The 25952-nt window shown below is 43.0% G+C and carries 26 protein-coding genes and 11 tRNA genes; 23 read left to right on the forward strand and 14 right to left on the reverse strand.

Going from position 1 to position 25952, the window contains the following annotated elements:
* The first annotated feature begins 86 nt into the window (after positions 1–86).
* Positions 87–380, forward strand: coding sequence for a putative quinol monooxygenase (locus HG263_RS18530; RefSeq protein WP_171627577.1), 294 nt, complete (start codon positions 87–89; stop codon positions 378–380).
* A gap of 47 nt (positions 381–427) precedes the next feature.
* On the opposite strand, the gene HG263_RS18535 is transcribed toward HG263_RS18530, so the two are convergent.
* From HG263_RS18535 to hemA, 13 genes are all read right to left on the reverse strand, one after another.
* Positions 428–793: a cupin domain-containing protein gene (locus tag HG263_RS18535; protein WP_171627578.1), complete on the reverse strand. Its 366-nt coding sequence runs from the start codon at positions 791–793 to the stop codon at positions 428–430.
* Positions 794–957: 164 nt separating this feature from the next.
* A complete protein-coding gene (gene rlmM / locus HG263_RS18540) occupies positions 958–2043 on the reverse strand; it encodes a 23S rRNA (cytidine(2498)-2'-O)-methyltransferase RlmM (RefSeq protein ID WP_171627579.1) in 1086 nt (361 codons plus the stop codon).
* 12 nt (positions 2044–2055) lie between these two features.
* Complete coding sequence (locus HG263_RS18545) at positions 2056–2424, reverse strand: DUF423 domain-containing protein (RefSeq protein WP_171627580.1); 369 nt, start codon at positions 2422–2424, stop codon at positions 2056–2058.
* Positions 2417–3046, reverse strand: a complete 630-nt coding sequence (locus tag HG263_RS18550; RefSeq protein WP_171627581.1) for an alpha/beta fold hydrolase — start codon at positions 3044–3046, stop codon at positions 2417–2419. The genes HG263_RS18545 and HG263_RS18550 overlap by 8 nt, the downstream gene beginning before the upstream one ends.
* Positions 3046–3939, reverse strand: coding sequence for a transcriptional regulator GcvA (locus tag HG263_RS18555; protein ID WP_171627582.1), 894 nt, complete (start codon positions 3937–3939; stop codon positions 3046–3048). The genes HG263_RS18550 and HG263_RS18555 overlap by 1 nt, the downstream gene beginning before the upstream one ends.
* A 56-nt stretch (positions 3940–3995) precedes the next feature.
* A complete protein-coding gene (kdsA, locus tag HG263_RS18560; protein ID WP_171627583.1) occupies positions 3996–4850 on the reverse strand; it encodes a 3-deoxy-8-phosphooctulonate synthase in 855 nt (284 codons plus the stop codon).
* A 12-nt stretch (positions 4851–4862) separates the two neighbouring features.
* Entirely contained in the window at positions 4863–6113 is a 1251-nt protein-coding gene (locus HG263_RS18565; protein ID WP_171627584.1) for a DUF819 family protein, read from the reverse strand.
* A gap of 24 nt (positions 6114–6137) precedes the next feature.
* On the reverse strand, positions 6138–6941 hold the full coding sequence (locus HG263_RS18570; RefSeq protein WP_171627585.1) for a tetratricopeptide repeat protein: 804 nt from the start codon (positions 6939–6941) through the stop codon (positions 6138–6140).
* Between the two features lie 188 nt (positions 6942–7129).
* Positions 7130–7504: a SirB2 family protein gene (locus tag HG263_RS18575; protein WP_171627586.1), complete on the reverse strand. Its 375-nt coding sequence runs from the start codon at positions 7502–7504 to the stop codon at positions 7130–7132.
* Between the two features lie 11 nt (positions 7505–7515).
* Entirely contained in the window at positions 7516–9066 is a 1551-nt protein-coding gene (locus HG263_RS18580; protein WP_171627587.1) for a response regulator, read from the reverse strand.
* 34 nt (positions 9067–9100) lie between these two features.
* Positions 9101–9955 carry a peptide chain release factor N(5)-glutamine methyltransferase gene (gene prmC / locus HG263_RS18585; RefSeq protein ID WP_171627588.1) on the reverse strand — a complete coding sequence of 285 codons (855 nt, stop codon included), beginning with the start codon at positions 9953–9955 and terminating at the stop codon, positions 9101–9103.
* Positions 9956–9957: 2 nt separating this feature from the next.
* Entirely contained in the window at positions 9958–11043 is a 1086-nt protein-coding gene (gene prfA, locus HG263_RS18590; RefSeq protein ID WP_171627589.1) for a peptide chain release factor 1, read from the reverse strand.
* A gap of 7 nt (positions 11044–11050) precedes the next feature.
* A complete protein-coding gene (gene hemA, locus HG263_RS18595; RefSeq protein WP_171627590.1) occupies positions 11051–12307 on the reverse strand; it encodes a glutamyl-tRNA reductase in 1257 nt (418 codons plus the stop codon).
* An 83-nt stretch (positions 12308–12390) separates the two neighbouring features.
* Between hemA and lolB the strand changes: the two genes are divergently transcribed.
* From lolB to HG263_RS18680, 17 genes are all read left to right on the forward strand, one after another.
* Complete coding sequence (lolB, locus tag HG263_RS18600; RefSeq protein ID WP_246240029.1) at positions 12391–12975, forward strand: lipoprotein insertase outer membrane protein LolB; 585 nt, start codon at positions 12391–12393, stop codon at positions 12973–12975.
* A gap of 1 nt (position 12976) precedes the next feature.
* Entirely contained in the window at positions 12977–13825 is an 849-nt protein-coding gene (gene ispE, locus HG263_RS18605) for a 4-(cytidine 5'-diphospho)-2-C-methyl-D-erythritol kinase (RefSeq protein ID WP_171627592.1), read from the forward strand.
* A gap of 80 nt (positions 13826–13905) precedes the next feature.
* Entirely contained in the window at positions 13906–14853 is a 948-nt protein-coding gene (locus HG263_RS18610) for a ribose-phosphate pyrophosphokinase (protein ID WP_070993200.1), read from the forward strand.
* A gap of 166 nt (positions 14854–15019) precedes the next feature.
* The gene (locus HG263_RS18615) at positions 15020–15634 is read left to right on the forward strand and encodes a 50S ribosomal protein L25/general stress protein Ctc (protein ID WP_171627593.1); all 615 of its coding nucleotides are present in this window, start codon (positions 15020–15022) and stop codon (positions 15632–15634) included.
* 19 nt (positions 15635–15653) lie between these two features.
* Complete coding sequence (gene pth, locus HG263_RS18620) at positions 15654–16238, forward strand: aminoacyl-tRNA hydrolase (RefSeq protein WP_171627594.1); 585 nt, start codon at positions 15654–15656, stop codon at positions 16236–16238.
* A gap of 47 nt (positions 16239–16285) precedes the next feature.
* A complete protein-coding gene (gene ychF, locus HG263_RS18625; RefSeq protein WP_171627595.1) occupies positions 16286–17377 on the forward strand; it encodes a redox-regulated ATPase YchF in 1092 nt (363 codons plus the stop codon).
* A 257-nt stretch (positions 17378–17634) separates the two neighbouring features.
* Positions 17635–17711, forward strand: a tRNA-Met gene (locus HG263_RS18630).
* 44 nt (positions 17712–17755) lie between these two features.
* Positions 17756–17840, forward strand: a tRNA-Leu gene (locus HG263_RS18635).
* Positions 17841–17868: 28 nt separating this feature from the next.
* Positions 17869–17943 (forward strand) — tRNA-Gln (locus tag HG263_RS18640).
* 2 nt (positions 17944–17945) lie between these two features.
* Positions 17946–18022 (forward strand) — tRNA-Met (locus tag HG263_RS18645).
* A gap of 122 nt (positions 18023–18144) precedes the next feature.
* A tRNA-Leu gene (locus tag HG263_RS18650) sits at positions 18145–18229 on the forward strand.
* A gap of 43 nt (positions 18230–18272) precedes the next feature.
* Positions 18273–18347 (forward strand) — tRNA-Gln (locus HG263_RS18655).
* A 99-nt stretch (positions 18348–18446) separates the two neighbouring features.
* Positions 18447–18531: transfer RNA gene (locus HG263_RS18660), tRNA-Leu, on the forward strand.
* A gap of 45 nt (positions 18532–18576) precedes the next feature.
* Positions 18577–18651: transfer RNA gene (locus HG263_RS18665), tRNA-Gln, on the forward strand.
* A 1-nt stretch (position 18652) separates the two neighbouring features.
* Positions 18653–18737 (forward strand) — tRNA-Leu (locus HG263_RS18670).
* Positions 18738–18781: 44 nt separating this feature from the next.
* Positions 18782–18856 (forward strand) — tRNA-Gln (locus tag HG263_RS18675).
* Between the two features lies 1 nt (position 18857).
* Positions 18858–18942 (forward strand) — tRNA-Leu (locus HG263_RS18680).
* Positions 18943–19069: 127 nt separating this feature from the next.
* Here HG263_RS18680 and HG263_RS18685 read toward each other — a convergent pair.
* Positions 19070–20227 carry an FAD-dependent monooxygenase gene (locus HG263_RS18685; protein WP_171627596.1) on the reverse strand — a complete coding sequence of 386 codons (1158 nt, stop codon included), beginning with the start codon at positions 20225–20227 and terminating at the stop codon, positions 19070–19072.
* A gap of 240 nt (positions 20228–20467) precedes the next feature.
* On the opposite strand from HG263_RS18685, the gene miaB reads away from it, so the two are divergent.
* The 5 genes from miaB (at position 20468) to lnt (ending at position 25944) form a co-directional block, all read left to right on the forward strand.
* Positions 20468–21901 carry a tRNA (N6-isopentenyl adenosine(37)-C2)-methylthiotransferase MiaB gene (gene miaB, locus HG263_RS18690; protein ID WP_171627597.1) on the forward strand — a complete coding sequence of 478 codons (1434 nt, stop codon included), beginning with the start codon at positions 20468–20470 and terminating at the stop codon, positions 21899–21901.
* Between the two features lie 52 nt (positions 21902–21953).
* Positions 21954–22994 (forward strand): PhoH family protein, encoded by a 1041-nt coding sequence (locus HG263_RS18695; RefSeq protein WP_171627598.1) that lies wholly within the window; start codon positions 21954–21956, stop codon positions 22992–22994.
* A complete protein-coding gene (gene ybeY / locus HG263_RS18700) occupies positions 22991–23449 on the forward strand; it encodes an rRNA maturation RNase YbeY (RefSeq protein ID WP_171627599.1) in 459 nt (152 codons plus the stop codon). The genes HG263_RS18695 and ybeY overlap by 4 nt, the downstream gene beginning before the upstream one ends.
* A 61-nt stretch (positions 23450–23510) precedes the next feature.
* A complete protein-coding gene (gene corC / locus HG263_RS18705) occupies positions 23511–24389 on the forward strand; it encodes a CNNM family magnesium/cobalt transport protein CorC (RefSeq protein ID WP_171627600.1) in 879 nt (292 codons plus the stop codon).
* A complete protein-coding gene (lnt, locus tag HG263_RS18710) occupies positions 24367–25944 on the forward strand; it encodes an apolipoprotein N-acyltransferase (protein ID WP_171627601.1) in 1578 nt (525 codons plus the stop codon). Before corC ends, lnt begins: the two co-directional genes overlap by 23 nt.
* The last annotated feature ends 8 nt before the right edge of the window (positions 25945–25952 follow it).

Raw genomic sequence — 25952 nt, forward strand, 5'->3', positions numbered from 1 at the left:
GACTCATAAAAGTAAATCACCTAGATTGCTGCGCAAGAGTCAGTACCTTATAGAAATGCTGATATACACTCAAAAAAGGAAATAGCATGAGTATATTAACTTGTATCGCAAAGCTAACAGCAAAAGAAGAGTACAAACAAACAGTGCAATCTGAATTAAAAAAGTTAGTGCTACCAACACGCCAAGAAGCTGGCTGTATTAGCTATGACATGCACATCGATAATGACAACGATACGGTATTTATGTTCTATGAACGTTGGGAAAAAGAGCAAGACTTGGACAATCATCTTGAGTCGAGTAATATAAAACACTGCTTTGAAATGATAGGTGACATGCTGGAGTCAGTTGATATTTCTCGGCTCACAAAAGTTGTTGGCTAATAACGTGTCGTTTGGGCCAGCTGACAACATAACTGGCCCTAAATCACTTAAATCCATTGCTGATGATCTTGAGCAACCGTTAATTCACTTTCAACCGACCCGGTATGAGCTGTTGATGCTGGCTCAACCATCAAAAAATGAGTATCGGGTGTTGCTTTAGGACAGTGTTCAACACCTTTTGGCACAACGTACATTTCTCCAGGGTTTAAAACAATATCTTCATCTTTCAGCTGCAACGTGAGCTGACCTTTAAAAACGATAAATAACTCATCTTCGTTATCATGTTTATGCCAGACAAGCTCGCCATCACCTTTGGCTATTTTTACCAGTTGCGAGTTCGACTCAGCAATAATTTTTGGTGTCCAACACTCAGTAAATTTGGAAAACTTTTCTTCTAGGTTAATTTTTGACATATCTCACTCCCTTAAATAAACAAAAGTTTGTAACCGATATCACACCAAAGCGTTGTTAAGTTAATGATTTAAATGCACCTTCGACAAAAAAATCAACGATGAACGATATTGTTGATAAAGCAAAATAGGAGCTAAAGAGTAGCTCATCAAGAGCTACTTCGTTGCTAGCTATACAGTTTCTCAGGTACTTTGTTAACTTGAATATGCACTGTCACCTCTTCTCGATCATGATACAAATGCTTAGCTTGTAATGTGTAGTCGACTTCATATTTGGCGAGCTCTTCATGAATAAGCGTTAAGCACTCATATACGCTGTCAAAACGCTTTTTCATTGGTAACTTAAGATTAAATATCAACTCTTTAGCGAAAGCGTTTACTATCCAATCTAGCATCAAGTTAGTAACCTTTAACGGCTTTTCAACCATATCGCACACTAACCAGTTGATATTACGCTTTTCAGGTAGGTATTTGAAACCATCTTCGCGAAAGTGTTTAACTTGCCCAGATTCCATCAATGCATCGTTCATTGGACCGTTATCGATAGCCGCAACAAACATGCCACGACGCACCAACTGATAGGTCCAGCCACCTGGACACGCACCAAGATCAACGGCTCGCATACCTGATTGCACACGCTTTTCAACTTCATCTTTTGGCACGAACACATTGAATGCTTCATCCAGTTTCAAAGTTGAGCGACTAGGTGCATCTGATGGCATTTTTAAACGCGGGATCCCCATAAAAAACGGTGAATTATTATGGCTAAACGAATACCCTACATAAGCAGTATCATTGGCCAAAAATAAAACGTGTAGCACGGGTTTAGAAGGTTTGTGATCTCGGGTTAGCTTATTTTGCTTTTCCAAGCTCTTAGCCAATGGTGTCGAAAACTTTTTACAAAATTTAGACAGCTCTTTGCCCTCGTTGGTATCAGGCGTTTCAACGCGTAGATCGCCACACAGCGGAAAATCAGCTGCAGCGACTTTAACCTCGCTTACTCTGTCTTCGATTGGCATATTGCTAAGCAATTTTCCTGCAAACCATTGTCGTGCAAATACCAGACTTTTAAAGTCAACCTGCTTAATTAGCAATAGTGAATCATCAGCTGAAAAGCACTCAAACGTTACAAAGCCTGTGTTTGGCTTTGCTTTTACATAACCTGCAACCCCTTGCAAGGCAGCATGATGGTTAATTTCTGCAGCGGCATCACTTTCAAACCCACTGCGACAATAAATTACAACACTCGACATCTGTGCTCTCTTTTAAAAGGAATGCTTACTAATTTTAACGATTAAAATTACCCAAGCGACAATAAAACAGACGCCACCAATGGGCGTAATTGCGCCAAGCCATTTAATACCTGTTACAGCGAGCAAATATAAACTGCCACTAAAGAGCACAATACCCGCAATAAACAACCACCCTGCTAGCCCAACCTTAATACCCCATTTGAGCAACAACGCCACCGCAATTAACGCTAAACCATGACTCATTTGATATTCGCTGGCGGTTTTAAAAATAGCTAAGGCATACTCATCTAAATGCTTCTTCAGGCCATGTGCTGCAAACGCCCCCAAAGCTACCGACAACATACAAAAGATACTGCCAGCAAGTAAAAACACTTTAATCATGGCTGTGTTCCTGTATAAATTGCGCTGCGTGTTTTGCAGCATCAAGCAAGTGCTGTGATTCGCTAAAACCACTTTTCTTGCGAGGTTTAAGTGAGTGGTCGCCGTCAGCAAGCCATATGATATTCGGGGCATTATCAAACTGCAGTTGCGTAATTTCAGCTTGATTACCAAAGGTATCGCGTTCGCCTTGTAGAATTAAAAATGGGCAAGCGATCTCTGTAAAATGCTCGATTCTGAGCTTGTCAGGTTTACCTGGTGGATGAAATGGGTAGCCCATTGCAACAACGCCTTTGATAGGAGCTGTGCTGTGTGCTGCGAGCATCGAAGCCATTCTCCCCCCCATAGATTTCCCTCCAATAAACAGAGGAAGCCCGTCATCTACTTGTTCCAGAATGTTAGCAAAATAGTTCAACAACTTCGGGGCTCTATCTGGCGGGCGTCGTTTGTTTAGGGCTTTTGCTTGCTGCATATACTCAAAATCAAACAAAGCAACTTGAACGCCGTGTTCACACAGGTGCTGTGCCATTGTTTGCATAAAGTCTGAATCACTGCCCGCTCCAGCACCGTGAGCAAAAATAAATTGCGCGACGGGGCTTTCAGGCTTAAACCATTGTATTGTCATTACAATTGCTCTTGTTCTACGAGACTGAGCATCCAATCTCTAAATGATACGATTTTTCCAAGCTCGGCTTGAGATTCTCTGAGCACTAAGTAATAAGCGTTCTTACTTTCAAGCACGTGATTAAAAGGAATAATTAAACGCCCAGAGTCCAAATCAGGTTTTGCCAATACACTATTACCCAGCGCAACACCCTGACCGTGCACGGCCGCCTGAAGCACCATGGAAGAATGGCTAAATATCGGGCCAGCGTTCACTTGCACATTGCGTACGCCCGCGGTTTTCATCCACGCTTTCCATGCACGACGAGAGGTATCGTGCAGTAAGGTGTGCTGAGCTAAATCACTAGGCTGATCAAGCGGCTTGGGTCCACTAAGTAACAAAGGGCTGCATAAAGGCACTAAATATTCGGTGTGCAACTTGTGGGTTTGTACTCCACTCCAATGACCTCGACCATAGTAAATAGCCACATCAACATCATCGGTCAAAGAGTTTTCATCATGGTCTTGTGCTTTAATACGCACATCTATTTCGGGATGCAACTCATGAAATAGGCTTAACCGTGGCACCAGCCATTGAATCGCAAAACTGGGCGTGAGACTTACTGTAAGAGACCCTTTAGCACCTCGTGCCAGCAGCTTTTCCGTCGCATCGACCAGTTGAGAAAATATCTCTTTAATATCTAAAAAGTATCCTTGCCCTTCTTCAGTTAACAACAATGAACGATTTTTACGTAAAAATAGCTTTAAGCCCAAATGTTCTTCTAAGATTTTGATTTGGTGACTCACCGCAGCTTGCGTCACATAAAGCTCTTCAGCTGCTTTAGTAAAGCTCAGGTGCCTAGCTGCTGCTTCAAACGCTTTGAGCGCATTCAAGGGAGGGAGTCGTCTGGACATGAATAAGGGCCTTACAAATAATTCAAGCCCAACTCACATTGGGCCTGATGTTTTGCTTATAGATCAGCCGCGCTGGTATCAAGAGCCGGAAAGCTCTTTACCAGTTCATCAACCGCCTTCATTTGTTGCAAATAGCCTTCTAGTTTTGCTAATGGCAAAGCACAAGGACCATCACATTTTGCTTCATTTGGATTTGGATGCGCTTCAATGAACAAACCAGCCAATCCAAGCGCCATTCCGCTACGCGCCAATTCAGCCGCCTGAGCGCGACGACCATCAGCAGAATCACTACGACCGCCGGGGCGTTGCAATGCATGGGTAGCATCAAAAATAACCGGTGCCATGTGTTTCATATCATCCATACCCAGCATATCAACAACTAAGTTATTATAACCAAAGCTGCTTCCGCGCTCACACAAGATCACTTGGTCGTTACCTGCTTCGTTGAGCTTTTTAATGATATGACGCATTTCGTGTGGTGCAAGAAACTGTGGTTTTTTTACGTTGATCACTGCACCCGTTTTTGCCATTGCTACCACTAGATCGGTTTGACGTGCTAAAAACGCCGGTAACTGAATAATATCAACCACTTCAGATACAGGCTGGGCTTGATAAGGTTCATGCACATCGGTGATCAACGGCACATTGAAGGTCTTTTTAATTTCTTCAAAAATTTTCAGACCTTCATCCATTCCTGGACCACGATATGAATTTATTGAAGAGCGATTAGCCTTATCAAAAGACGCCTTAAATACATAAGGAATATTGAGCTTATTAGTCACTTCAACGTAATGCTCAGCAATGCGCATTGCTAAGTCTCGCGACTCGAGCACATTCATACCACCAAATAGTACAAACGGCTTATCATTTGCGATCTCTATATTAGCTAGACTGATCGTTTGTGTATTCATATTTTTTCCAACTTAACTGCCAATAATGCGCAGCAACTGTCCACAGAGCCACGCCATATATGTGCCCAATGCGTAACCAAGCACTGCTAATAATACGCCAACTGGTGCGAGCGCTGGGTGAAATGCTGACGCCACAACAGGAGCAGATGCCGCCCCACCAATATTTGCTTTACTGCCTACGGCAACATAAAACACTGGCGCTTTGATCAATTTAGCCACAATAAACAGTAAGCCAATGTGAATTAGCATCCATATGGCACCAATGATCATATACTTTGGCGCTTCAATAATTTTTGCGATATCCATATGCAAACCAATTGTTGCGATGAGGATATATAAAAAGCTTGCTCCTACTTTAGATGCGCCCACAGCCTCAAACTGCCTCGCTTTAGTAAAGGAAAGTGCCAAGCCAATTGTAGTTACTAAAACAATAATCCAAAATAACTTGCTGTGCAGCGAGAACTTTTTCAATTCTGGGTAATTTTCCACGAAAAATGGCACCAGCAAATCAGCTGAAAAATGCGCAAGTCCGGTTGCCCCAAAAGCCAATGCCAGCATAATCATTAAATCGCGTAACTCAGGTTTACGTGCATGCTGGGCTTCAAATTGCTGTACTTTGTCAATTAAGCGGTCAATTGAACTGGTATCGGCACCTGTTTTAGCATCTATTTCTTTATGCCTCGCGGCAATTAATAACAAACCTGCCATCCATAAGTTAGCAACTACAATATCAACGGTGACCATCACAGTGAAAATCTCACCTCCCGCACCGTATATTTCTTTCATGGCAAGCATATTTGCTCCACCACCAATCCAGCTACCCGCCAATGCAGCCATACCACGCCAAAGAGCTTCAGGGCCAGCTACGCCAAGCAAGTCTGGCATGACAGTAGCCACGATTAACAGGGCTATCGGGCCACCAATGACAACGCCCACGGTGCCTGTCAAAAACATAATGATAGCCTTTTTACCCAAGCCCATGATCGCTTTAAGGTCTATGCTCAAAGTCAGTAAAACCAAGCAGGCAGGAAGCAAAAAATATTTTGCAACGGTATAAACGGCATTATTATTACCGTCAACAATCCCAAAGGTATTAAGTAAAGAGGGTAAGAAGTAGCACATCAATAGTGCAGGAACATACTTATAAAACTTAGCCCAAAAACCTTGTTTTAAGTTAGATGTATAAAATACGAAACCTAATATGAGCGCAAGTAGGCCCAGTATTACAGCATTATTAGTAATTAAAGCTGACTCTTGTGGCATAGCCATCCCCATTATTTTTTATTCTTAGTGGAGTATATTGTTGTGATCGGCAAGTTCTGCAATTTGATGTTCAATAATTTCAATCGCAGGGTCATCTGGACACTCATCGACAAAAAACTGTAAATCCTCTTTAGCCATTTTGGGACAATTCAGTTGATTGAGCAAGTAACCTCTATCACGGCGCTCATACGGGTCATCACCAATGAGGTCCATCAAAAGCTCAACACAACTTAGTGCATGGCTAAATTTATCGACGGCAATAAAAGCCCACTTTTGCTGCGCTAGATATAATTTTACAGCTTCGTCGCCCAGCACGAGTTCTAGCGGCTCTTCTTGTTTTTCTTTTTCATTCTCAGGGGTAATGTACCAAGATTGTTGGCCACTGTTCGGATCGATTAAATAACCTTCATCGTTACTAATAGCGACATGCACCATAACCTCACCTTGGCTTAGAGCCATTTGAGCATCAAATCCACCGCGCTGTAGTAAATGACTTAGCACCAATGCCAAGGCCGTAGGCGAGCCCGAACGCATTTTCAACGTGTAACACACACTATTAAGTAAATACTCAGCAACATCTTGATCACTGCCACTAAATAACCATTGGGTGTAAAACGCGTCTAGCAGTTTATCTAGTCGTTGATGTATTTGTGAGTATTGGTTACAAAGCTGATCAACTTGATGCTCCAATTCAGCCAACTGACAGAAGCTGTCTTCTAATTTAGCTTGGGCGTCCCAGTGCAACTCTGCCCTAATACATCGAAGCAAAGGTTCTTGAGGTATGTAATCTGCACTACCGTCTTGTTCTTCGAACCAGATATCAGTCATATATACCGCGTTAACTCACATAATCTAACAAACGAACGACTAGTCTATCACTTTTTGATAAAGACCCAAATAGCGAAGCTCTGAAGCTTGTGTGAATTATTTCTGCGCACTGCGCCTCTTTTTATACAAAAACAAAAAAAAGCGCATGGCAATCCATACGCTTTTTACTCAAATGTTGCTTAATTCACTTATAAAATAAATGCCGATTTAGACCCTGCTAGATAACCAATGCCAAGCAAAGAAAGTGTTACCAACACTAAGCCTGTTACTTGTAGCGAGCGTGTCTTAGCCTTTGCGCTAACAACGCCAAGCGCGATATACGCTACAACCAAAATTATTTTTTCTAAAAGCCATGGCTGACCCAGTGGGTTGATACTGCCCATAATCAATAACGATATTGCAGAAATAAGTAGTAAAGTGTCGATGCTGTGGCTGGCTATAAATACACCTTTATGCGCGGCGATTTTCCCTGACGCTAAACGAGAAACTGCCCGTGTGTAAAATAACACAATGCTCAAAGCAGCAAATAATAGGTGGGTGTGTTTTAATGCTATATAATCCATTGGGTCTCTTATTATTGTGGTTGATCAGGATAGCGTGTCAAAATACCTTCGACATCGTCAATATGTGTATTTAATATATCAACAAGTTGAGGATCAAAGTGTTTGCCCTTTTGTTTGTTGATTTCTTCTAACGCTTGCTCTTTGCTCCAAGAAGCTTTGTAACAGCGCTTATGTCTAAGTGCATCATAAACATCCGCCAGCGCGACGATACGACCAAAAATGTGAATATCTTCACCTTTTTTGCCTTCAGGATACCCTGTTCCGTCCCACTTTTCATGATGCTCTTTGGCTATAACTGCGCCTGCATTCACAATTTCACGTCTTGAATTTTGTAATATTCTATAGCCTTTTAAAGTGTGAGATTTCATCACATCCCACTCTTTATCATCTAACTTGCCTGGCTTATTCAAAATGGCGTCTGGAATGCCTACTTTACCTACATCATGCAGTGGCGATGCCATTCTCAGCAATTCCACATCGTGATGGTTTAACCCGTAATGTATACCAAAAAGCTCACACATATAGGCAACGCGTTTAACGTGATTACCGGTTTCAGTTGAGCGCTGTTCAAGCGCTTCGCTCAGGCGATATACTAATTCTTGCTGCGTGCTTTCTATTTCAGCTTGCAACTGCACATTTTCGTATGCAAGCTGCACATTTTGCGAAAAAATCTTGATCAAGTGTTTTTGAGTATCTGTCAAAAACTCTGGGATACCGGATACAAATAACATCGAACTGTGATTATACTCACTAGAGCAGTAAGCAAATAAATAGTTATTTTTATAAATGATGCCTTTGTTATTTAGTGCCTGATTACAAGCCTCAAGCTGTTCTGATGTCAAAACTTCATTAATCGGTTTACCTTCGCAACGTTCAAATTCGCCTCGACCAGTAAATACAATGAGCTGACCACTAGATTTGCTACTTTGATTACTAGCCACCAAAGATGTCGCATACATTGCTTCGTCCACCGTACCAAGCAAAGAGGTCAATTGTTGCATCACACCTTGAATGAAGTGCTCAATTGAATGGGTGGCAAAAATATCTCTCGACGCACAGATTATTTTTTCCAGCCCCTGACGAGATTGTTCAATAGCCAATATGTCTCGATAAGAACGCAGGCTAGACATGACCACTGTGAACAGCTTTTGTGCGGTGAGTTCTGTTTTTGACTTGTAATCATTAATATCATAATTAACAATAACTTGACGTTCAGGGGCTTGACCTGGTTGTCCGGTTCTCAAGATAATGCGGATATGGCCATTTTTAGCCTCTTCGCGAATGAACTTAGCCACCTGTAAGCCCGCATCATCGGTTTCCATCACGACATCAAGTAATACAATCGCTGCATCAGGGTGATCAGTAATCACCTTACGAGCTTCTTCACCTGAATATGCACTTAAAAATTCTAATCGCTTTTTTTGAAATTCAAAATCACTGAGCGCCAACTTTGTCACAGCATGAACTTCAGGTTCATCATCTACAATGATGACCTTCCATTTACCGCTGTTTTCCGGCTCGACTATTTCGTTTGGTTCATCAGAAAACAAAAAATCATCCATATAGGGATCCTTCAAGTGCACATCTACGTCATTATTATGGGGACTCCCCTAGCCATTGAGCTAGAGTTACGCGATCACAGCCTGCCATATCTTTAATTGTAAGTATATTGCTATACGACATTTGTGCAAAATACTGCTGTAATTTAGTAGCTTGTTGGTAACCGTGTTCGATAAGCACATAGCCACCTTGGTTTAGGTGTTTCCTGCCTTGAGAAATGATCACTTTAATATCAGCCATGCCTGCATCATCAGCAACTAACGCACTTAGCGGCTCAAATCTAACATCACCTTGTGAAAGATGCTGATCGTCCTGCTCTATATACGGTGGATTACTAACAATAAGATCAAACTTACAATCACCAACTGCGCTGTACCAATTACTCTGCTCAATATGAACATTTTCAAAGCCGAGCTTTAGCTGATTTCGTTTGGCAAGTGCAACCGCATCTACTGAAAAATCCAACGCAGTGATATGCCATTGCGGCTTCTCCGATGCCAGAGCTAGCGCAATAGCACCTGTGCCCGTGCCAAGGTCAAGTACTTCAGCGTGTTCTGGCAACGCCAAATCGAGTGCATACTCAACCAATGTTTCGGTATCAGGACGCGGAATTAAGGTACTTGGGTTAACCTCTAATGGTAAACTCCAAAACTCCCGCTCGCCAATAATGTGTGCCACAGGTTCACCCACTTGTCGCCTTTTTATCAACTTGCAATATTCAACCTGCTGTTCATCAGACAGTTCGCTATCAGGCCAAGCGAACAAATAACTTTTCGGCTTATTTATCACATGTAATAGCAATACTTCACTATCGAGTTTCGGGCTATCGGAGGTGTCTTTAAGAAGTTGGGTAGCCCAAGCGATTGCTTGGGCAACTGTTTGTGCGGTCACGATTATTCGTCGCCCATCGCAGCAAGTAAATCGGCTTGGTGTTCAAGTAGAAGTGGATCAATAATCGCCCCTAAATCACCTGCAACAATTTCGTTTAGACGGTATAAAGTCAAATTGATACGATGATCGGTAATACGACCTTGCGGATAGTTGTAAGTACGAATACGCTCCGAACGGTCACCACTACCGACCAGATTACGGCGCTCAGATGCTTCTGCAGCCTGACGCTTTTCATCTTCGGCTTGCTGTAATCGTGCACCAAGTACCGAAAGTGCTTTTGCTCGGTTTTTATGCTGTGAACGCTCATCCTGACATTCAACAACAACGCCTGTCGGCAAGTGGGTAATACGTATAGCCGAGTCCGTTTTGTTAACGTGCTGACCACCGGCACCAGATGCGCGGAAAGTATCTATTTTTAAATCCGCTGAGTTAATCTGAATTGCTTCAGCCTCAGGCACTTCAGCCATCACCGCAACAGTACATGCAGAAGTGTGCACTCGCCCTTGCGACTCGGTTTCAGGAACGCGTTGCACACGGTGTGCTCCCGATTCAAACTTCAGTTTCCCGTAAACGCCATCACCACTGATATTTGCTATGATCTCTTTATAACCACCATGCTCGCCTTCATTGGCACTCACCACTTCCACTTTCCACTTTTGTGTTTCAGCAAAGCGGCTATACATACGAAATAAATCGCCTGCAAAAATAGCGGCTTCATCACCCCCTGTACCGGCACGGACTTCTAAAAATACGTTATTGTTGTCCTTTGGATCCTTAGGCAACATCAGTACTTGTAGATCATCTTCTAACTTTGCAATAGCAGCTTTGGCTTCTTTATACTCTTCTTGAGCCATTTCTCGCATATCAGGATCTGAGTCTTTTAGCATCTCTTCAGCTGTTGCGACATCTTCCTGAGCTTGCTGATAGGCAGCAAATGCTTTTACCACATCTTCTAGTTCCGAATACTCTTTTGACAGTGCACGAAAACGATTTTGATCCCCAATAACACCTGGATCGCTCAGCATCGCTTGCACTTCTTCATGGCGCTCAGCTAAGGTCTCTAACTTACGATATACAGACTCTTTCATTAACCTATTATTCCTGCTCAATACCTAATGTTTGTTTAAGTTGTGCCAACTGCTCAAAGTCTCCCATTTTTGCTGCGTGTTGAATCGCTTTTGTTGGGGCATGAGTCAATCTGTTCGTTAGTTTGTTGGCCAACTCTAGCAATACCTTTTCTGAAGGCTTGCCTGATTCTAGTTGGTTAAGTGCTTTTTCAACCAACTCTGCTTTAATTTTCTGGGCACTGTCTCTGTATTGAACAATGACGTCCACAGACTTTAGCGAGCGTTGCCACAAGGCAAATTCTCGCGTTTTTTCTTCAATGATAGCTTGCGCTTGACGGGCCGCCTGCTCTCGGCTTGCCATATTTTCGCTGACAATGGCTTGCAAGTCATCTACTGAATATAAATAAGCAGCATCTAAGTCCCCTACTTGGCTTTCGATATCCCTAGGTACAGCGATGTCGACAAACAGCATTGGCTTATTGCGGCGCTGTTTAAGTGCTTGCTCAACCACACCTTTACCAATAATAGGCAAAGTGCTGGCTGTTGAAGAGATGACAATGTCCGCATTATGCAATTCTTGTGGTAGCTGAGCCAAAGATATCACCTGCCCTTGTACTTCACTAGCAAGCCCCTGCGCGCGTTCAATGGTTCTGTTGGCAACAGTAATTGACTTAGGGTGGTGCTGGTACAAATGCTTCGCAACTAACTCTATGGTTTCGCCGGCACCTATCAATAATACTTTGGTTTTTTCAAGCTGACCGTAAATATGTTTTGCTAAATTTACCGCGGCATATGCAACTGAGACTGCACTAGCTCCTATATCCGTTTCGGTACGTACTTGCTTGGCAACAGAAAACGTTTTTTGAAACAAACGCTCAAAGGTAGGCTTAATTCCATTATGTTGCTTGGCACTATTATAGGCTTGCTTTATTTGGCCCAAAATTTGGGGCTCTCCGAGCACTAACGAATCGAGCCCGCACGCGACACGCATTAGATGGTTAATGGCATCCTGGTTATGATGCACATAAACATTTTCACTCAGTTGCGATTCATCGATGTTGTGAAAGCATGCAAGCCACTGAAGTAGCACTTGGGAATTCTCGCTCTCAAGGCTACAATAGATTTCGGTACGATTACAGGTCGAGACAATAACAGACTCTTTAAATTGGTCATGTTGTGTCAGCTCAGTAAGAGCCTGAGATAATTGCTCAGGGGAAAAGGCGACTTTTTCGCGTAGTTCTACCGATGCAGTTTTATGATTTATACCAAGTGCTATGATGGTCATAGATGCCTGAATTGCCCGAGCCCTGTTTTAAAGCTGGCAATTTTACCAAAAATCAATCGAATATGGAAAGTAAGGAACATCATTTGACACGATTTCATTTGATTTTGCTCATGTTTTTTTTATTTATCAGTGGATGTGCGCAAAAAATCTCCCCCTCAAAACAGCAAATTAGCGACTGGAAAGTCTTATTACAGTCACAGTCAACTTGGCAAGCGAGTGGAAAGTTAGCTTTTATCAGTAATACTGATCGCCAATCAGCTAATTTTAATTGGCAGTATATTGATAGCAAACAACAGCTCATTTTAACCAGCTTTATTGGTACGCGTATTTTGTCACTTAAGGAGTTGGCACAGCACAGTGAACTGCAATACGACGGCAACACCTATGTTGATACTAACAGTCAACAATTAGTCAAACGCCTCAGTGGCTTAGATTTACCTGTGGCACAAGCACCCGCTTGGCTTACTGGTACCGTTGATAATCCAACTAATCAATATGATGCGCAAGGCAGGCTTACTTCAAGCGCTTGGACAGATGAAAACGGCCAACTTTGGCAAGCACACTATCAACAATTTTCATTGGTTGAAGGCATGTGGCTTCCTACTCGCATGAACCTCTCTCATGACAAAGTGCGCATTAAAATTCAGCTCAACTCATGGCAGTTTTAGTATGACCTCGTTAACCCTTATGGCGCCAGCCAAACTTAACTTATTTTTGCATATCAATGCACGACGTGAAGATGGTTATCACGAATTAGAGACCTTATTTACCTTTTTGGATTTTGGCGATGAACTTACCTTCTCTCTGTCACATGACACTAAAATTCACATTACCGGAGACACCGCCGATATTCCTCTGGAAGATAATTTAATCTACAAAGCAGCGATGGCACTTTATCCCTACAAACAGGTTGAACAAGGTATTTGTGTTCAATTAACTAAGAAGTTACCAATGGGTGGTGGCGTAGGCGGCGGTTCTTCAGATGCTGCGACAACATTATTGGCAATTAATCAATTATGGAAATGTCATTTAAGTAACGAAAAGTTGGCACAATTAGGCCTCAGTTTAGGTGCCGATGTGCCGGTTTTTGTTAACGGAAAAACTGCACTCGCACAAGGTGTCGGTGAAAAGCTAACCCCCGTAACCCTGCCCCAGCGCTGGTATTGCGTGGTTTTTCCCAATGTACACGTCAGTACTGCACAGGTGTTTACTCACCCTGATTTACCCAGAGACACCAACAAGCTTTCGCAGCACTGGGCGCTGTCAAATACCCGCAATGATTGTGAGGCTTTGGTTAAAAAGCTCTATCCCGAGGTTGAAAAGACCCTAGTGTGGTTGCTAAAATATGGCCCGACTCGTATGACGGGAACCGGAGCGTGTTGTTTTGTTGAACTCGATTCAATGGATGCAGCACAGCGTGTGCTCAGTTCATTACCATCATACTGGCAAGGCTTTATAGCCCAGAGCAGCAATATATCAACTGCCCATGTGCAACTTGATAGTTGGCTCAAAATGTAGAAGTAAATAGTTTAAGTTAGCCTGTTTTGACTCTGTCATTGCATGTTAGTCCAAAAATTCAGTGCCTGAGGAACCCTACCGTGCCTGACATGAAGCTCTTCGCTGGTAACGCAACACCTGAGTTAGCTCAAAAAGTTGCAAAACGTTTATTCATTGAATTAGGTGATGCTGTTGTGGGTCGTTTTAGTGACGGCGAAATCAGTGTTCAAATCAATGAGAACGTACGCGGATCGGATGTTTTCATTATCCAGTCAACTTGTGCCCCTACAAACGATAACCTGATGGAACTTATCGTTATGGTCGACGCATTACGTCGTGCCTCTGCGGGTCGTATTACTGCTGTAATCCCTTATTTTGGTTATGCTCGTCAAGACCGTCGTGTACGATCTGCGCGTGTACCAATTACTGCTAAGGTTGTTGCTGACTTCCTATCTAGCGTTGGTGTTGACCGTGTATTAACGGTTGATCTTCACGCAGAACAAATCCAAGGATTCTTTGATGTTCCTGTTGATAACGTATTTGGTAGCCCAGTACTGTTAGATGACATGAAAGAACGTGAATTCGAAGATGTCGTTGTTGTATCACCAGACATCGGTGGTGTAGTACGTGCACGTGCAATAGCAAAGCTACTCAATGATACTGACCTTGCTATTATTGATAAACGTCGCCCACAAGCAAACGTATCGCAAGTAATGCACATCATTGGTGACGTTGCAGGTCGCGACTGTATTATCGTTGATGATATGATTGATACCGGTGGTACACTATGTAAAGCGGCCGAAGCGCTTAAAGAACACGGTGCTAAGCGTGTTTTTGCTTACGCTACTCACCCTGTTTTATCAGGTGCCGCAGCTGAAAACCTTCGTAACTCAGTCATCGATGAAGTAATTGTTACTGATTCAATTCCATTGTCAGACGAGCTACGCGCTTTAGATAACATTAAAGTGCTGACTCTGGCTGACATGCTAGCCGAAACGATTCGCCGTATTAGCAACGAAGAATCTATTTCAGCTATGTTTCAGCACTAATACACTGAATAACATAGCTACTAGCACTATAAAAGCACCTTAGGGTGCTTTTTTTGTATCTCTATGTTTTATTTATTCCCCAGCAATGGTATAGTAGCGCGCCTTTTTGGGTAGGGTGTTTGGTCGCGAGCACCTTAAACTTTAAACTAAAAATTTTGGAAACATTATGTCTAACGAATTATATACATTGAATGCCGAAGTACGTGCTGATTTAGGTACAGGTGCGAGCCGCCGCCTACGTCGTGCTGACAAGGTTCCAGCAATCCTTTACGGTGCTGATAAAGAAGCGCTAGCGTTAACTCTTGAACACAACAAAGTAATCAAAGCTCAAGAAGATGAAGGTTTCTACAGCCACATTCTTACGCTTAACATTGCTGGCGAGCCTGTTGAAGCTATCCTTAAAGACATTCAACGTCACCCATTCAAGCCAAAGATCACTCACCTTGATTTCCAACGTGTTGATGCAAACCACAAGATCCACACTAAAGTACCTGTACACTTCCTAAACGAAGAAGCAGCTACTAAAGGTGGTAATACTGTTGCTCACCACGTTACTGAAATCGATGTAACTTGTTTACCTGCGTCACTACCTGAGTTCATCGAAGTAGACGTAGCGGCTCTAGAAGTAGGTGCAACTTTACACCTATCTGACATCAAACTTCCAGCTGGTGTTGCTTCAGTTGAACTTGCTAAAGGTGAAGGTCACGACCAAGCGGTTGTTACTCTAAATGCACCTAAAGGCGCTGCATCTGAAGAAGCAACTGAAGAAGCTGCAGAATAATTATTAAGGTGTCAGCACCTTGAATAATATTCAAATGCTTGTGGGCCTGGCTAATCCAGGCCCCGAATATCAAAACACACGTCACAATGCTGGTGAATGGTTCATTCTCGAACTCGCCAAACGCTATAACTGCCAATTAAAACCAGACGCAAAACACCACGGCCTTACAGGTAAAGTACTTATCAACAATCAAGAGTTTAAACTTTTGATCCCAACCACCTACATGAATTTAAGTGGTAAATCGGTAAGCAGCCTCGCTAATTTTTATAAAATTCCCGTGGAAAGTATCCTCGTTGCTCATGACGAAATGGATTTAGAACCTGGCATCGCCAAACTAAAAAAAGGCGGGGGCCACGGTGGCCATAATGGTCTGAAAGACATTATTGCCAAAATGGCTAACTGTAAAGAATTCATGCGTTTGCGGATTGGTATTGGTCATCCTGGACACAGAGATAAAGTGACTGGCTGGGTGCTTGGAAAGGCCCCAAAAGAAGATCAAGAGAAAATTGACGCTGCGGTTGATGAGGCTGTGCGTTGCATGGAAATTTTAGCTAAAGACGGTGTGTTAAAAGCACAAAATAGACTACATTCATTTAAGCCGTGATTTTAAGTATATTGCGTTTATCTGAGTCAAATTAGGGTTTCAAAACTATGGGTTTTAAATGTGGCATTGTTGGTTTACCTAACGTTGGTAAATCTACCCTTTTCAATGCGTTAACTAAAGCGGGTATCGAAGCCGCAAACTTTCCATTTTGTACTATCGAGCCAAATACGGGTGTAGTACCGGTTCCTGATAATCGCCTAAATCAATTGGCCGAAATCGTGAATCCACAGCGTATTTTGCCAACGACTATGGAGTTCGTTGACATTGCTGGTTTGGTAAAAGGCGCATCAAAAGGTGAAGGCCTAGGTAACCAATTCCTAGCTAACATCCGTGAAACTGACGCCATTGGTCACGTAGTTCGTTGTTTTGAAAACGAAAATATCGTTCACGTTGCTGGTACTATCGATCCTGCAGATGACATTGACGTTATTAACACAGAGCTTGTATTAGCGGATATGGACGCAGCTGATCGTGCAATCCAGCGTAATGCTAAAAAAGCAAAAGGTGGCGATAAAGACGCTAAATTCCAAAACGTTGTACTTGAAAAAGTAAAAGCACACCTAGATGAAGGCCTTACACTGCGTTCATTACACTTGGAAAAAGAAGAAAAAGAAGCAATTAAGCCATTGAACTTCTTAACCATCAAGCCAACGATGTACATTGCAAACGTAAACGAAGATGGCTTTGAAAATAACCCTTACTTAGACAAGGTACGTGAAATTGCTGCGGCTGAAGATGCTGTTGTGATCCCTGTGTGTGCGGCAATCGAAGCTGAGCTTTCTGAGCTTGATGAAGAAGATAAATTAGAGTTTATGGAAGATTTAGGCCTTGAAGAACCTGGTCTAAACCTTGTGATCCGAGGTGGTTACGAGCTACTTAAACTTCAAACTTACTTCACTGCTGGCGTAAAAGAAGTACGAGCTTGGACAATTCCTATCGGCGCAACTGCACCGCAAGCAGCTGGTAAAATTCACACGGACTTTGAACGTGGTTTTATCCGTGCACAAACGATTGCATTTGACGATTATATCCAGTATCGCGGCGAAAGCGGCGCTAAAGATGCGGGCAAATTCCGCCAAGAAGGTAAAGATTATATCGTCAAAGATGGCGACGTTTTGAACTTCTTATTTAATGTCTAATCGACATTAAACTTAAAAAGGACCACTTGTTGGTCCTTTTTTGCTTCTATCGACTACTTTATGGTTACGCTAAAATACTCTCAGCTCGCTCAATCGATTAAAATAACAGCGAGTAATGACATTAACATGACCAATTAGGCTATTAAATCTGCAAACAGACGCTCATTGGCAGTTTTTTGCAAAAAAGGTGTTGACGACTTTAGGGCATATCAGCATAATACGCCCCGCATCAGCGATGATGAGAAATAAAAAAAGATGGCTATGTAGCTCAGCTGGTTAGAGCACATCACTCATAATGATGGGGTCCCCTGTTCAAATCAGGGCATAGCCACCATATTTTTTATTACTACCAAACTCATCGATTTAGCTGGTCAAATTGCGGGGGTGGCGGAATTGGTAGACGCGCTGGATTTAGGTTCCAGTATCTTCGGGTGTGAGAGTTCAAGTCTCTCCCTCCGCACCAACTTTTATAAGTTGGTTTGAGTAATCGTTGGAGTATCGCCAAGCGGTAAGGCAGCGGGTTTTGATCCCGCCATTCCCAGGTTCAAATCCTGGTACTCCAGCCAATGGCTATGTAGCTCAGCTGGTTAGAGCACATCACTCATAATGATGGGGTCCCCTGTTCAAATCAGGGCATAGCCACCATTTACTCCCACTAAAGTGCATAGTGGTTAAATAGCACAACCTCCTGTGCGGAGTAGCGGAATTGGCCAGATGTTGAATTAGACGCTGGATTTAGGTTCCTCTAGAAAAACACAACCTCCTGTGCGGGGGTGGCGGAATTGGTAGACGCGCTGGATTTAGGTTCCAGTATCTTCGGGTGTGAGAGTTCAAGTCTCTCCCTCCGCACCATCTCTTAAAGATGTAAAAATTAAAATATAGAATTCTTGATTGTTGGAGTATCGCCAAGCGGTAAGGCAGCGGGTTTTGATCCCGCCATTCCCAGGTTCAAATCCTGGTACTCCAGCCACTTTATCTACCAATTAAAGTGGAAAATCGAAGCCTTAGGTAACTCTTTGGCAAGCTAGTAGCTTAACTACTCAATTATGCTTTTTGCATATCCTGTGATGCGGGGGTGGCGGAATTGGTAGACGCGCTGGATTTAGGTTCCAGTATCTTCGGGTGTGAGAGTTCAAGTCTCTCCCTCCGCACCAACTTCTCGATAAGAAGTAAAATTATCAGACGCAAGTCGACGTTGTTGGAGTATCGCCAAGCGGTAAGGCAGCGGGTTTTGATCCCGCCATTCCCAGGTTCAAATCCTGGTACTCCAGCCATGCGGGGGTGGCGGAATTGGTAGACGCGCTGGATTTAGGTTCCAGTATCTTCGGGTGTGAGAGTTCAAGTCTCTCCCTCCGCACCATCTTCTCGATAAGAAGTAAACTAATCAAAATTAAGTAATATAGTTGGAGTATCGCCAAGCGGTAAGGCAGCGGGTTTTGATCCCGCCATTCCCAGGTTCAAATCCTGGTACTCCAGCCACGCGGGGGTGGCGGAATTGGTAGACGCGCTGGATTTAGGTTCCAGTATCTTCGGGTGTGAGAGTTCAAGTCTCTCCCTCCGCACCATTACTTAATATCTTTTCCCTTCAAGTAAATTATCAATGCTTGTTTCTGTTCCTAAATTTTATATTTCCCTTAATCATTGCTACAAAAAAACGGACCTAAGCCCGCTTTTTCAAACGCTATTATATAACTACCACCCCATTGCGTGTTCCAGTACTTTACGCTTTAACGGCCCAGCCTGATTTGCTATCTTTAAAACGCCATTACGTAACAATTTTAGCGGCTTAATTTCATTAGAAAAGCCAAAGTAACAGGCATCCATCATACTCATCATGGCTAAGTTATCGCCTCGACGTTTACGTTCGTACTCCTTTAGTGCTTTGCAGGTGCCCAAGTCATCTAGACCCTCTAAACACTCAGCAAGCGCAGCAACATCTTTAAAGCCTAAATTTACGCCCTGACCCGCTAATGGATTTATGGTGTGAGCAGCATCGCCTACCAGTACCAAGCGACCTTGACTGTAGTGATTAGCATGTTGACGAGCTAGCGGAAACAACGCTTTTTGCTCTACCGTGAAATCACCTGGCAGCTCAAAAAAGTGCTCAAGCACATGATCTTTTAACTGCTCATTTGATAAGCTCTGTAAACTCGCCAATTTCGCTGCATCTTGATACCAAATCAAGTTGGCGTAAGGTGCCTGCATGGGTAAAAAGGCAATTGGCCCAGAGGGTTTAAATTGCTGCCAAGTTTTATATTGTTGTGGTGCATCAAGCTTAATTAAAATGCCTAGGCACGCTTGTTGATATTGCCACCCTGTAACTCCTATATTTGCGAGTTGGCGTACTTGAGAGCGGCCACCATCAGCGGCAATAAGTAAGTCTGCTTGATAAGATTTATTATCATAGTGCAAAGTTATCGAATCAATATTTTGCTCAAGCGTAATTGGCGCAGAAGTAACTTGTTCTACTTCAATATCGTAGTGTGCAAACTGCGCCCACAAACTGGCTTGAATAAGTTTATTTTCAATCAAATGCCCTAAGTGTGTTTGCGAAACCTCTTCTCTATCGAACAACAACGTATTATTTGGCTGCTCGTATGCTGCCAATTGGTGATAAGGAGCGGCTCTATTATCTCGAAGTAAAGGCATTGCACCAAGTTCGTCCAACAGGCTTTCTGAGAACCGATTAATCGCCGAAACTCGAATATCCACTTGCTCGCTTGTTAGCACCTCATTTGCATCAATCAAATGACTTTCTAGTACACGAACCTGCGCGCCTAGTTTAGCTAGCTTGAGCGCGGCAGCAGCTCCAACCATACCGCCACCAACAACCACTACCTTGTTTTTCATATTGTTTGCCTTATCAATTTGAAACGTCTTTATTGTATCTTAACTCCATAGCATTTGTCCGTTTGTAATCGCCACAATACGCTTGGCCTTGATCTGCCTTTTTAAAGTTAAAATCTATACTTGGCTAGTGACCCTAGGTCAGATAAAATACGCGTCCTTTAAGCTTTGCAATTGCATCGCGAACTTACAATTGCGCGACATTGTGCGTTAAAACCGAATTGAAAACGAGGCAATATTTCAATGAGTAAAAAGTTGCATATTAAAACCTGGGGTTGTCAGATGAACGAGTACGACTCTCAGAAAATGGCTGATCTACTGGATGCCACAAACGGCTATCAATTAACAGAAGAAGCCGAGCAAGCTGATGTTATCTTACTCAATACCTGTTCGATTCGTGAAAAGGCACAAGAGAAAGTATTTCACCAATTAGGTCGTTGGAAACTACTAAAAGACGATAACCCTGATTTAGTCATTGGTGTTGGTGGTTGTGTAGCATCGCAAGAAGGTGACACCATCCGTCAACGTGCACCATTTGTAGACATTGTGTTTGGCCCGCAAACACTACATCGTCTACCTGAAATGATTAAGCAAGTTCAAGGCAAGCAAGGTGCTGTGGTTGATATTTCATTTCCAGAAATTGAAAAGTTTGACCGCCTGCCTGAGCCAAAAGCAGATGGCCCAACCGCGTTCGTATCCATTATGGAAGGTTGTTCAAAATACTGTACCTTCTGTGTGGTACCATATACTCGTGGTGAAGAAGTAAGCCGTCCCCTTGATGATGTACTTCTTGAAGTTGCACAATTAGCAGAACAAGGTGTACGAGAAGTAAACCTACTTGGCCAAAACGTAAATGCTTACCGTGGTGAAACGCACGATGGTGAAACCTGCTACTTCTCAGATTTACTGCGCTATGTGGCAGCAATTGACGGTATTGACCGTATTCGCTATACCACTTCGCACCCAGTTGAGTTTACACCAGATATTATAGAAGCGTATGCAGATGTGCCTGAGCTCGTTGATCACCTACACTTACCAGTACAAAGCGGCTCAGACAGAGTTTTGAACTTAATGAAGCGTGGTCACACCGCTCTTGAGTACAAATCGACTATCCGTAAGCTACGTAAAATTCGCCCTAACCTAAGCATGTCTTCAGATTTCATCATCGGCTTCCCAGGTGAAACAACTGCGGACTTTGAAGCAACGATGAACCTTATCAATGATATTGGCTTTGATATGAGCTTTAGCTTCATCTACTCAGCACGCCCAGGTACACCTGCAGCCGACTTGCCTGATGATGTCTCCGAACAGGAGAAAAAAGAGCGTTTATATATTTTACAAAACCGCATCAGCCAGATGGCTCAAGATATCAGCCGTAAGATGTTTGATACCGAGCAGCGTATCCTAGTTGAAGGCCCTTCAAAGAAAAACCCAATGGAATTACGAGGTCGCACTGAAAATAACCGAGTAGTAAACTTTGAAGGCCCACACTCAGTGATCGGTCAGTTTGTTGACGTGCGTATAACCGAAGCTTTACCTAACTCTTTACGTGGCGAACTTATTCGTACAGAATCAGAGATGAACTTGCGTAAGGATGTTGCGCCGGCAGATATTTTGAACCGCGCACCGGCAGAACCAGAAGCTGATGAATTAGGTGTAACTACGTTTACCCCATAAATCAGATTGATTGCGCCAGCTTTTGCTGGCGCACTTGTTACAGGAAGCTATTTTGAGTAGTCAGATAAAAAATATAGAGTTTTACCTAGAACCCGCCGATAACAATCGTCTTTCATCACTGTGTGGTCCCTTTGATGAAAACATCAAACAAATAGAGCGTAGATTAGGGGTAGAAATCGCCCATCGTGATAATTGGTTTAAAGTAACAGGCCAGCCTGTACAAACCAAAGCCGCCATGGATATTTTAAAGTCATTGTATGTTGATACTCAGCCTTTGCGTGGCCAAATAAACGAAATCGAGCCAGACAACGTACATCTAGCTATTAGTGAAGCGAATGTATTAGAGCAAGATGCTCCGGCTGTGTGGGAGCAAGAAGTCTATATTAAAACACGCCGCGGTGTGGTAAAACCTCGCAACCCAAATCAAAGCCAATATGTAGCCAACATTCTAAATCATGATATTTGTTTTGGTATCGGACCTGCAGGTACTGGTAAAACTTACCTTGCCGTTGCTGCAGCGGTCGATGCGTTAGAGCGACAAGAAATTCGCCGGATTTTGCTTACTCGCCCAGCAGTTGAAGCCGGTGAAAAGCTGGGTTTCCTGCCCGGAGATTTAACACAGAAAATTGACCCTTATCTACGCCCACTTTACGATGCGCTTTTTGAAATGCTCGGCTTTGAAAAAGTAGAGCGCCTCATTGAAAAAAACGTCATTGAAGTGGCCCCTCTTGCCTATATGCGTGGCCGAACACTTAATGATGCGTTTATTATTTTGGACGAAAGCCAAAATACCACCACTGAGCAAATGAAGATGTTCTTAACCCGCATAGGTTTTAACTCAAAAGCCGTGATCACAGGTGACATCACCCAAGTCGATTTGCCTCGTGGTGCACGTTCTGGGCTTCGTCACGCTATTGAAGTGCTAGGTGACGTAGAAGAAATTTCGTTTAACTTCTTTAAATCTCACGATGTTGTTCGTCACCCTGTCGTGGCAAGAATTGTTGAAGCATACGAGAAAAAAGAAGAAACCGAGCGCAAAGAAAAAGCACTTAAAGAGCAAGCCTACAGACAAGCAAAAGAGCAAGATAAATGAGCGTAGACGTAGATTTACAAATTGCCTGTGAATTTGACGAGTTACCATCTCAAGCACAGTTTGAGCTATGGGCAAGCCAAGCATTACAACCCTATTTAGAACATAGTGAACTGACCATTCGAATCGCGGATGAGCAGGAAAGCCAAGAACTAAACCACCAGTTCCGAGGTAAGAATAAACCGACCAACGTACTGTCATTTCCATTTGAAGCTCCGCCAGGTATTGAATTACCGTTGGTCGGAGATTTAATCATTTGCCCACAGGTTGTAAAACTAGAAGCAATAGAACAAGAAAAACCTTTCCATGAACATTTTGCTCATATGGTGATCCACGGTTGCTTGCATTTACTTGGCTTTGACCATATAAATGAACAGGATGCTCTAGAGATGGAAAGCCTTGAAAAAGAATTTTTAGCGCAATTGGGCATAAGTGATCCCTACCGCGACGATTTGTAACTATTTTATGGTCAAATAGCATCATCATTTAATTTGATATTTTACGGAGTAAAAAACGACAATGAGCGACGATAACTCGCAGAGTAGCCAGGGTTCTTCTGGCAAAACCTGGTTGGGACGCATCACACAGATGCTGCAAGGGGAACCCCAAAACAAAGAAGAGTTGGTAGAAGTCATTGCCGATGCTCAGGAACGCGATCTTATCGACCCTGAGACAAAGGATATGATGGAAGGTGTATTAGGTGTTTCTGAGCTTAAAGTGCGCGATATTATGATCCCACGTTCACAAATGATAACACTTGATGTAGATGAGTCATTAGAGCAGCAGCTACCTACCATGGTAGAGTCTTCTCACTCACGCTTTCCCGTTATTTGTGAAGACAAAGACCATGTTGAAGGTATTTTATTGGCAAAAGATCTACTGCCATTAATTTTAAACAAAGACGACTGTCTGCCTACAATCCGTGAGTATTTGCGCCCTGCAATCGTAGTACCTGAAAGTAAACGCGTTGATGCATTACTCAATGAGTTTCGCCAAAAACGCTACCATATGGCCATCGTAGTGGACGAATACGGTGGCGTATCAGGCCTAGTTACCATTGAAGACATCCTTGAAATTATTGTGGGTGAAATCGAAGATGAGCATGATGATGATGAAGATCAACAGGATATTCGCCAATTATCTAGACACACCTACATGGTACAAGCTCTAACGCCGCTAGATGAATTTAACGAATTCTTTAAAACAGGCTTTGATAAGCAAGAAGCTGATACCATTGGTGGCATTATCTTACATGCCTTTGGTCACATGCCAAGTCGTGGCGAAACCATTGATATAGAGCCACTTCAATTCAAAGTGACTAACTCTGACAACCGCCGTATTATTCAACTCCAAGTCACTGTTCCTAAATCAGAAGATGGCGACGACGAAGCTGAGTAAACTCATTAATTTATGCAAAGATAAGCGCGCATGGTTGGCTATATTTTCTGGCTGTGCGCTTACTTTTGCTTATGCGCCTTTTAACATCTGGCCGCTAACGCTGATTGCCATTGCCCTTGCCTGTTACGTAACCGATACCAGTTCTACTAAACAAGCCGCAAAGTATGGCTTTATGTTCGGCTTTGCTTGGTTTGGCTTTGGCATTAGCTGGGTGCATGTCTCTATTGCCCAGTTTGGCGGCCTACCGTTACCAATTTCATTGTTGTTGATGGCACTGTTATGCAGCTACTTAGCGCTCTATCCAATGTGCGCATTTATGCTTGCCAGCAAATTTACACACAACCCACAACAGCGAACCATTATGTTAGTTGCGGGTTTTGCTATTTTCGAGTGGCTAAGAGGTCAAGTTCTAACAGGCTTCCCATGGCTCAGCTTTGGCTATACGCTTACCGATAGCCCATTGAACATCTTCGCTCCAATAATTGGTGAAGCAGGATTGACGCTGTTTTGTGTGTTTGCAGGCGCGAGTCTTTACTATCTGGCGAAGCTGAAAATATTTAAGCCCGTTTTAGCTGTGTCTGCTGTACTCGCGTTACTGTTTTCAAGCCTTATGCTTCTTGATAAACCTAAACATGCTAAGCAAACCCTTTCAGTCTTACTTGTACAAGGCAATATTCAACAAAGTCTACGCTGGGAACCTGAACACTTTTGGCCCACGATGTCTAAGTACCGAGACATGACTCGCCCTTTGTGGCATAACGTTGACATCGTAGTGTGGCCTGAAGCGGCAATACCCGAAATTGAAGACTTCGCAACCCCTTTTTTAAAAGATTTAGATAAAGCGGCAGCATTTAACAACACAGCACTTATTACAGGCATTCCTGACTATCAAATAAACAGCAAGACAGTATATAACACGCTTGTCGTACTGGGTAAAAAACACCGAGAAGACACAGAAGGCCATTATCAATATTTACATACTAATCGATACCAAAAACATCAACTATTACCAATTGGTGAGTTTGTACCCTTTGAAAGTATTCTACGCCCCCTTGCACCTTTGTTTAACTTAGCAATGTCATCATTTACACGAGGCGAACGCATTCAGCAAAACCTCATCGCGAACGGTCTACACATACTGCCTGCAATTTGCTATGAAATTGCTTTTAGTGAGCTTGTGTTGGATAACTTTACCAAAGACTCGGACATTCTATTTACTGTTAGTAACGATGCTTGGTTTGGTGACTCGCACGGCCCACACCAACATATGCAAATAGCACGTATGCGAGCATTGGAGCTGCAGCGACCATTAATAAGAGCTACTAATAATGGTATTACTGGCGTGTACGACCCAGTATCTAAAAAGCAACAAGTACTCCCTCAGTTTGTCTCTGATACACTTATAGCGAAGGTACAACTCACTCAAGGTTACAGCATATACAGCCAGTATGGACAAACCCCAATGTGGATATTGGTGTGGCTTGGTGTCTTTTTATGTGGCTTTCGCCCTTGTATTCGCACCATACGTAAACGCTTTGAAAGGCGCTTTCTTTAAACTAGAAG

The sequence above is a fragment of the Pseudoalteromonas caenipelagi genome (assembly GCF_013140855.1).
GTDB classification, from domain to species: domain Bacteria; phylum Pseudomonadota; class Gammaproteobacteria; order Enterobacterales; family Alteromonadaceae; genus Pseudoalteromonas; species Pseudoalteromonas caenipelagi.

What these genes read in the sequence shown, in the direction of transcription:
- HG263_RS18530 (WP_171627577.1), top strand. Translation starts at nt 87, where the DNA reads ATGAGTATATTAACTTGTATCGCAAAGCTAACAGCAAAAGAAGAGTAC.
- HG263_RS18535 (WP_171627578.1), bottom strand. Translation starts at nt 793, where the DNA reads ATGTCAAAAATTAACCTAGAAGAAAAGTTTTCCAAATTTACTGAGTGT.
- rlmM (WP_171627579.1), bottom strand. Translation starts at nt 2,043, where the DNA reads ATGTCGAGTGTTGTAATTTATTGTCGCAGTGGGTTTGAAAGTGATGCC.
- HG263_RS18545 (WP_171627580.1), bottom strand. Translation starts at nt 2,424, where the DNA reads ATGATTAAAGTGTTTTTACTTGCTGGCAGTATCTTTTGTATGTTGTCG.
- HG263_RS18550 (WP_171627581.1), bottom strand. Translation starts at nt 3,046, where the DNA reads ATGACAATACAATGGTTTAAGCCTGAAAGCCCCGTCGCGCAATTTATT.
- HG263_RS18555 (WP_171627582.1), bottom strand. Translation starts at nt 3,939, where the DNA reads ATGTCCAGACGACTCCCTCCCTTGAATGCGCTCAAAGCGTTTGAAGCA.
- kdsA (WP_171627583.1), bottom strand. Translation starts at nt 4,850, where the DNA reads ATGAATACACAAACGATCAGTCTAGCTAATATAGAGATCGCAAATGAT.
- HG263_RS18565 (WP_171627584.1), bottom strand. Translation starts at nt 6,113, where the DNA reads ATGCCACAAGAGTCAGCTTTAATTACTAATAATGCTGTAATACTGGGC.
- HG263_RS18570 (WP_171627585.1), bottom strand. Translation starts at nt 6,941, where the DNA reads ATGACTGATATCTGGTTCGAAGAACAAGACGGTAGTGCAGATTACATA.
- HG263_RS18575 (WP_171627586.1), bottom strand. Translation starts at nt 7,504, where the DNA reads ATGGATTATATAGCATTAAAACACACCCACCTATTATTTGCTGCTTTG.
- HG263_RS18580 (WP_171627587.1), bottom strand. Translation starts at nt 9,066, where the DNA reads ATGGATGATTTTTTGTTTTCTGATGAACCAAACGAAATAGTCGAGCCG.
- prfA (WP_171627589.1), bottom strand. Translation starts at nt 11,043, where the DNA reads ATGAAAGAGTCTGTATATCGTAAGTTAGAGACCTTAGCTGAGCGCCAT.
- hemA (WP_171627590.1), bottom strand. Translation starts at nt 12,307, where the DNA reads ATGACCATCATAGCACTTGGTATAAATCATAAAACTGCATCGGTAGAA.
- ispE (WP_171627592.1), top strand. Translation starts at nt 12,977, where the DNA reads ATGACCTCGTTAACCCTTATGGCGCCAGCCAAACTTAACTTATTTTTG.
- HG263_RS18615 (WP_171627593.1), top strand. Translation starts at nt 15,020, where the DNA reads ATGTCTAACGAATTATATACATTGAATGCCGAAGTACGTGCTGATTTA.
- ychF (WP_171627595.1), top strand. Translation starts at nt 16,286, where the DNA reads ATGGGTTTTAAATGTGGCATTGTTGGTTTACCTAACGTTGGTAAATCT.
- HG263_RS18685 (WP_171627596.1), bottom strand. Translation starts at nt 20,227, where the DNA reads ATGAAAAACAAGGTAGTGGTTGTTGGTGGCGGTATGGTTGGAGCTGCT.
- miaB (WP_171627597.1), top strand. Translation starts at nt 20,468, where the DNA reads ATGAGTAAAAAGTTGCATATTAAAACCTGGGGTTGTCAGATGAACGAG.
- ybeY (WP_171627599.1), top strand. Translation starts at nt 22,991, where the DNA reads ATGAGCGTAGACGTAGATTTACAAATTGCCTGTGAATTTGACGAGTTA.
- corC (WP_171627600.1), top strand. Translation starts at nt 23,511, where the DNA reads ATGAGCGACGATAACTCGCAGAGTAGCCAGGGTTCTTCTGGCAAAACC.
- lnt (WP_171627601.1), top strand. Translation starts at nt 24,367, where the DNA reads ATGGCGACGACGAAGCTGAGTAAACTCATTAATTTATGCAAAGATAAG.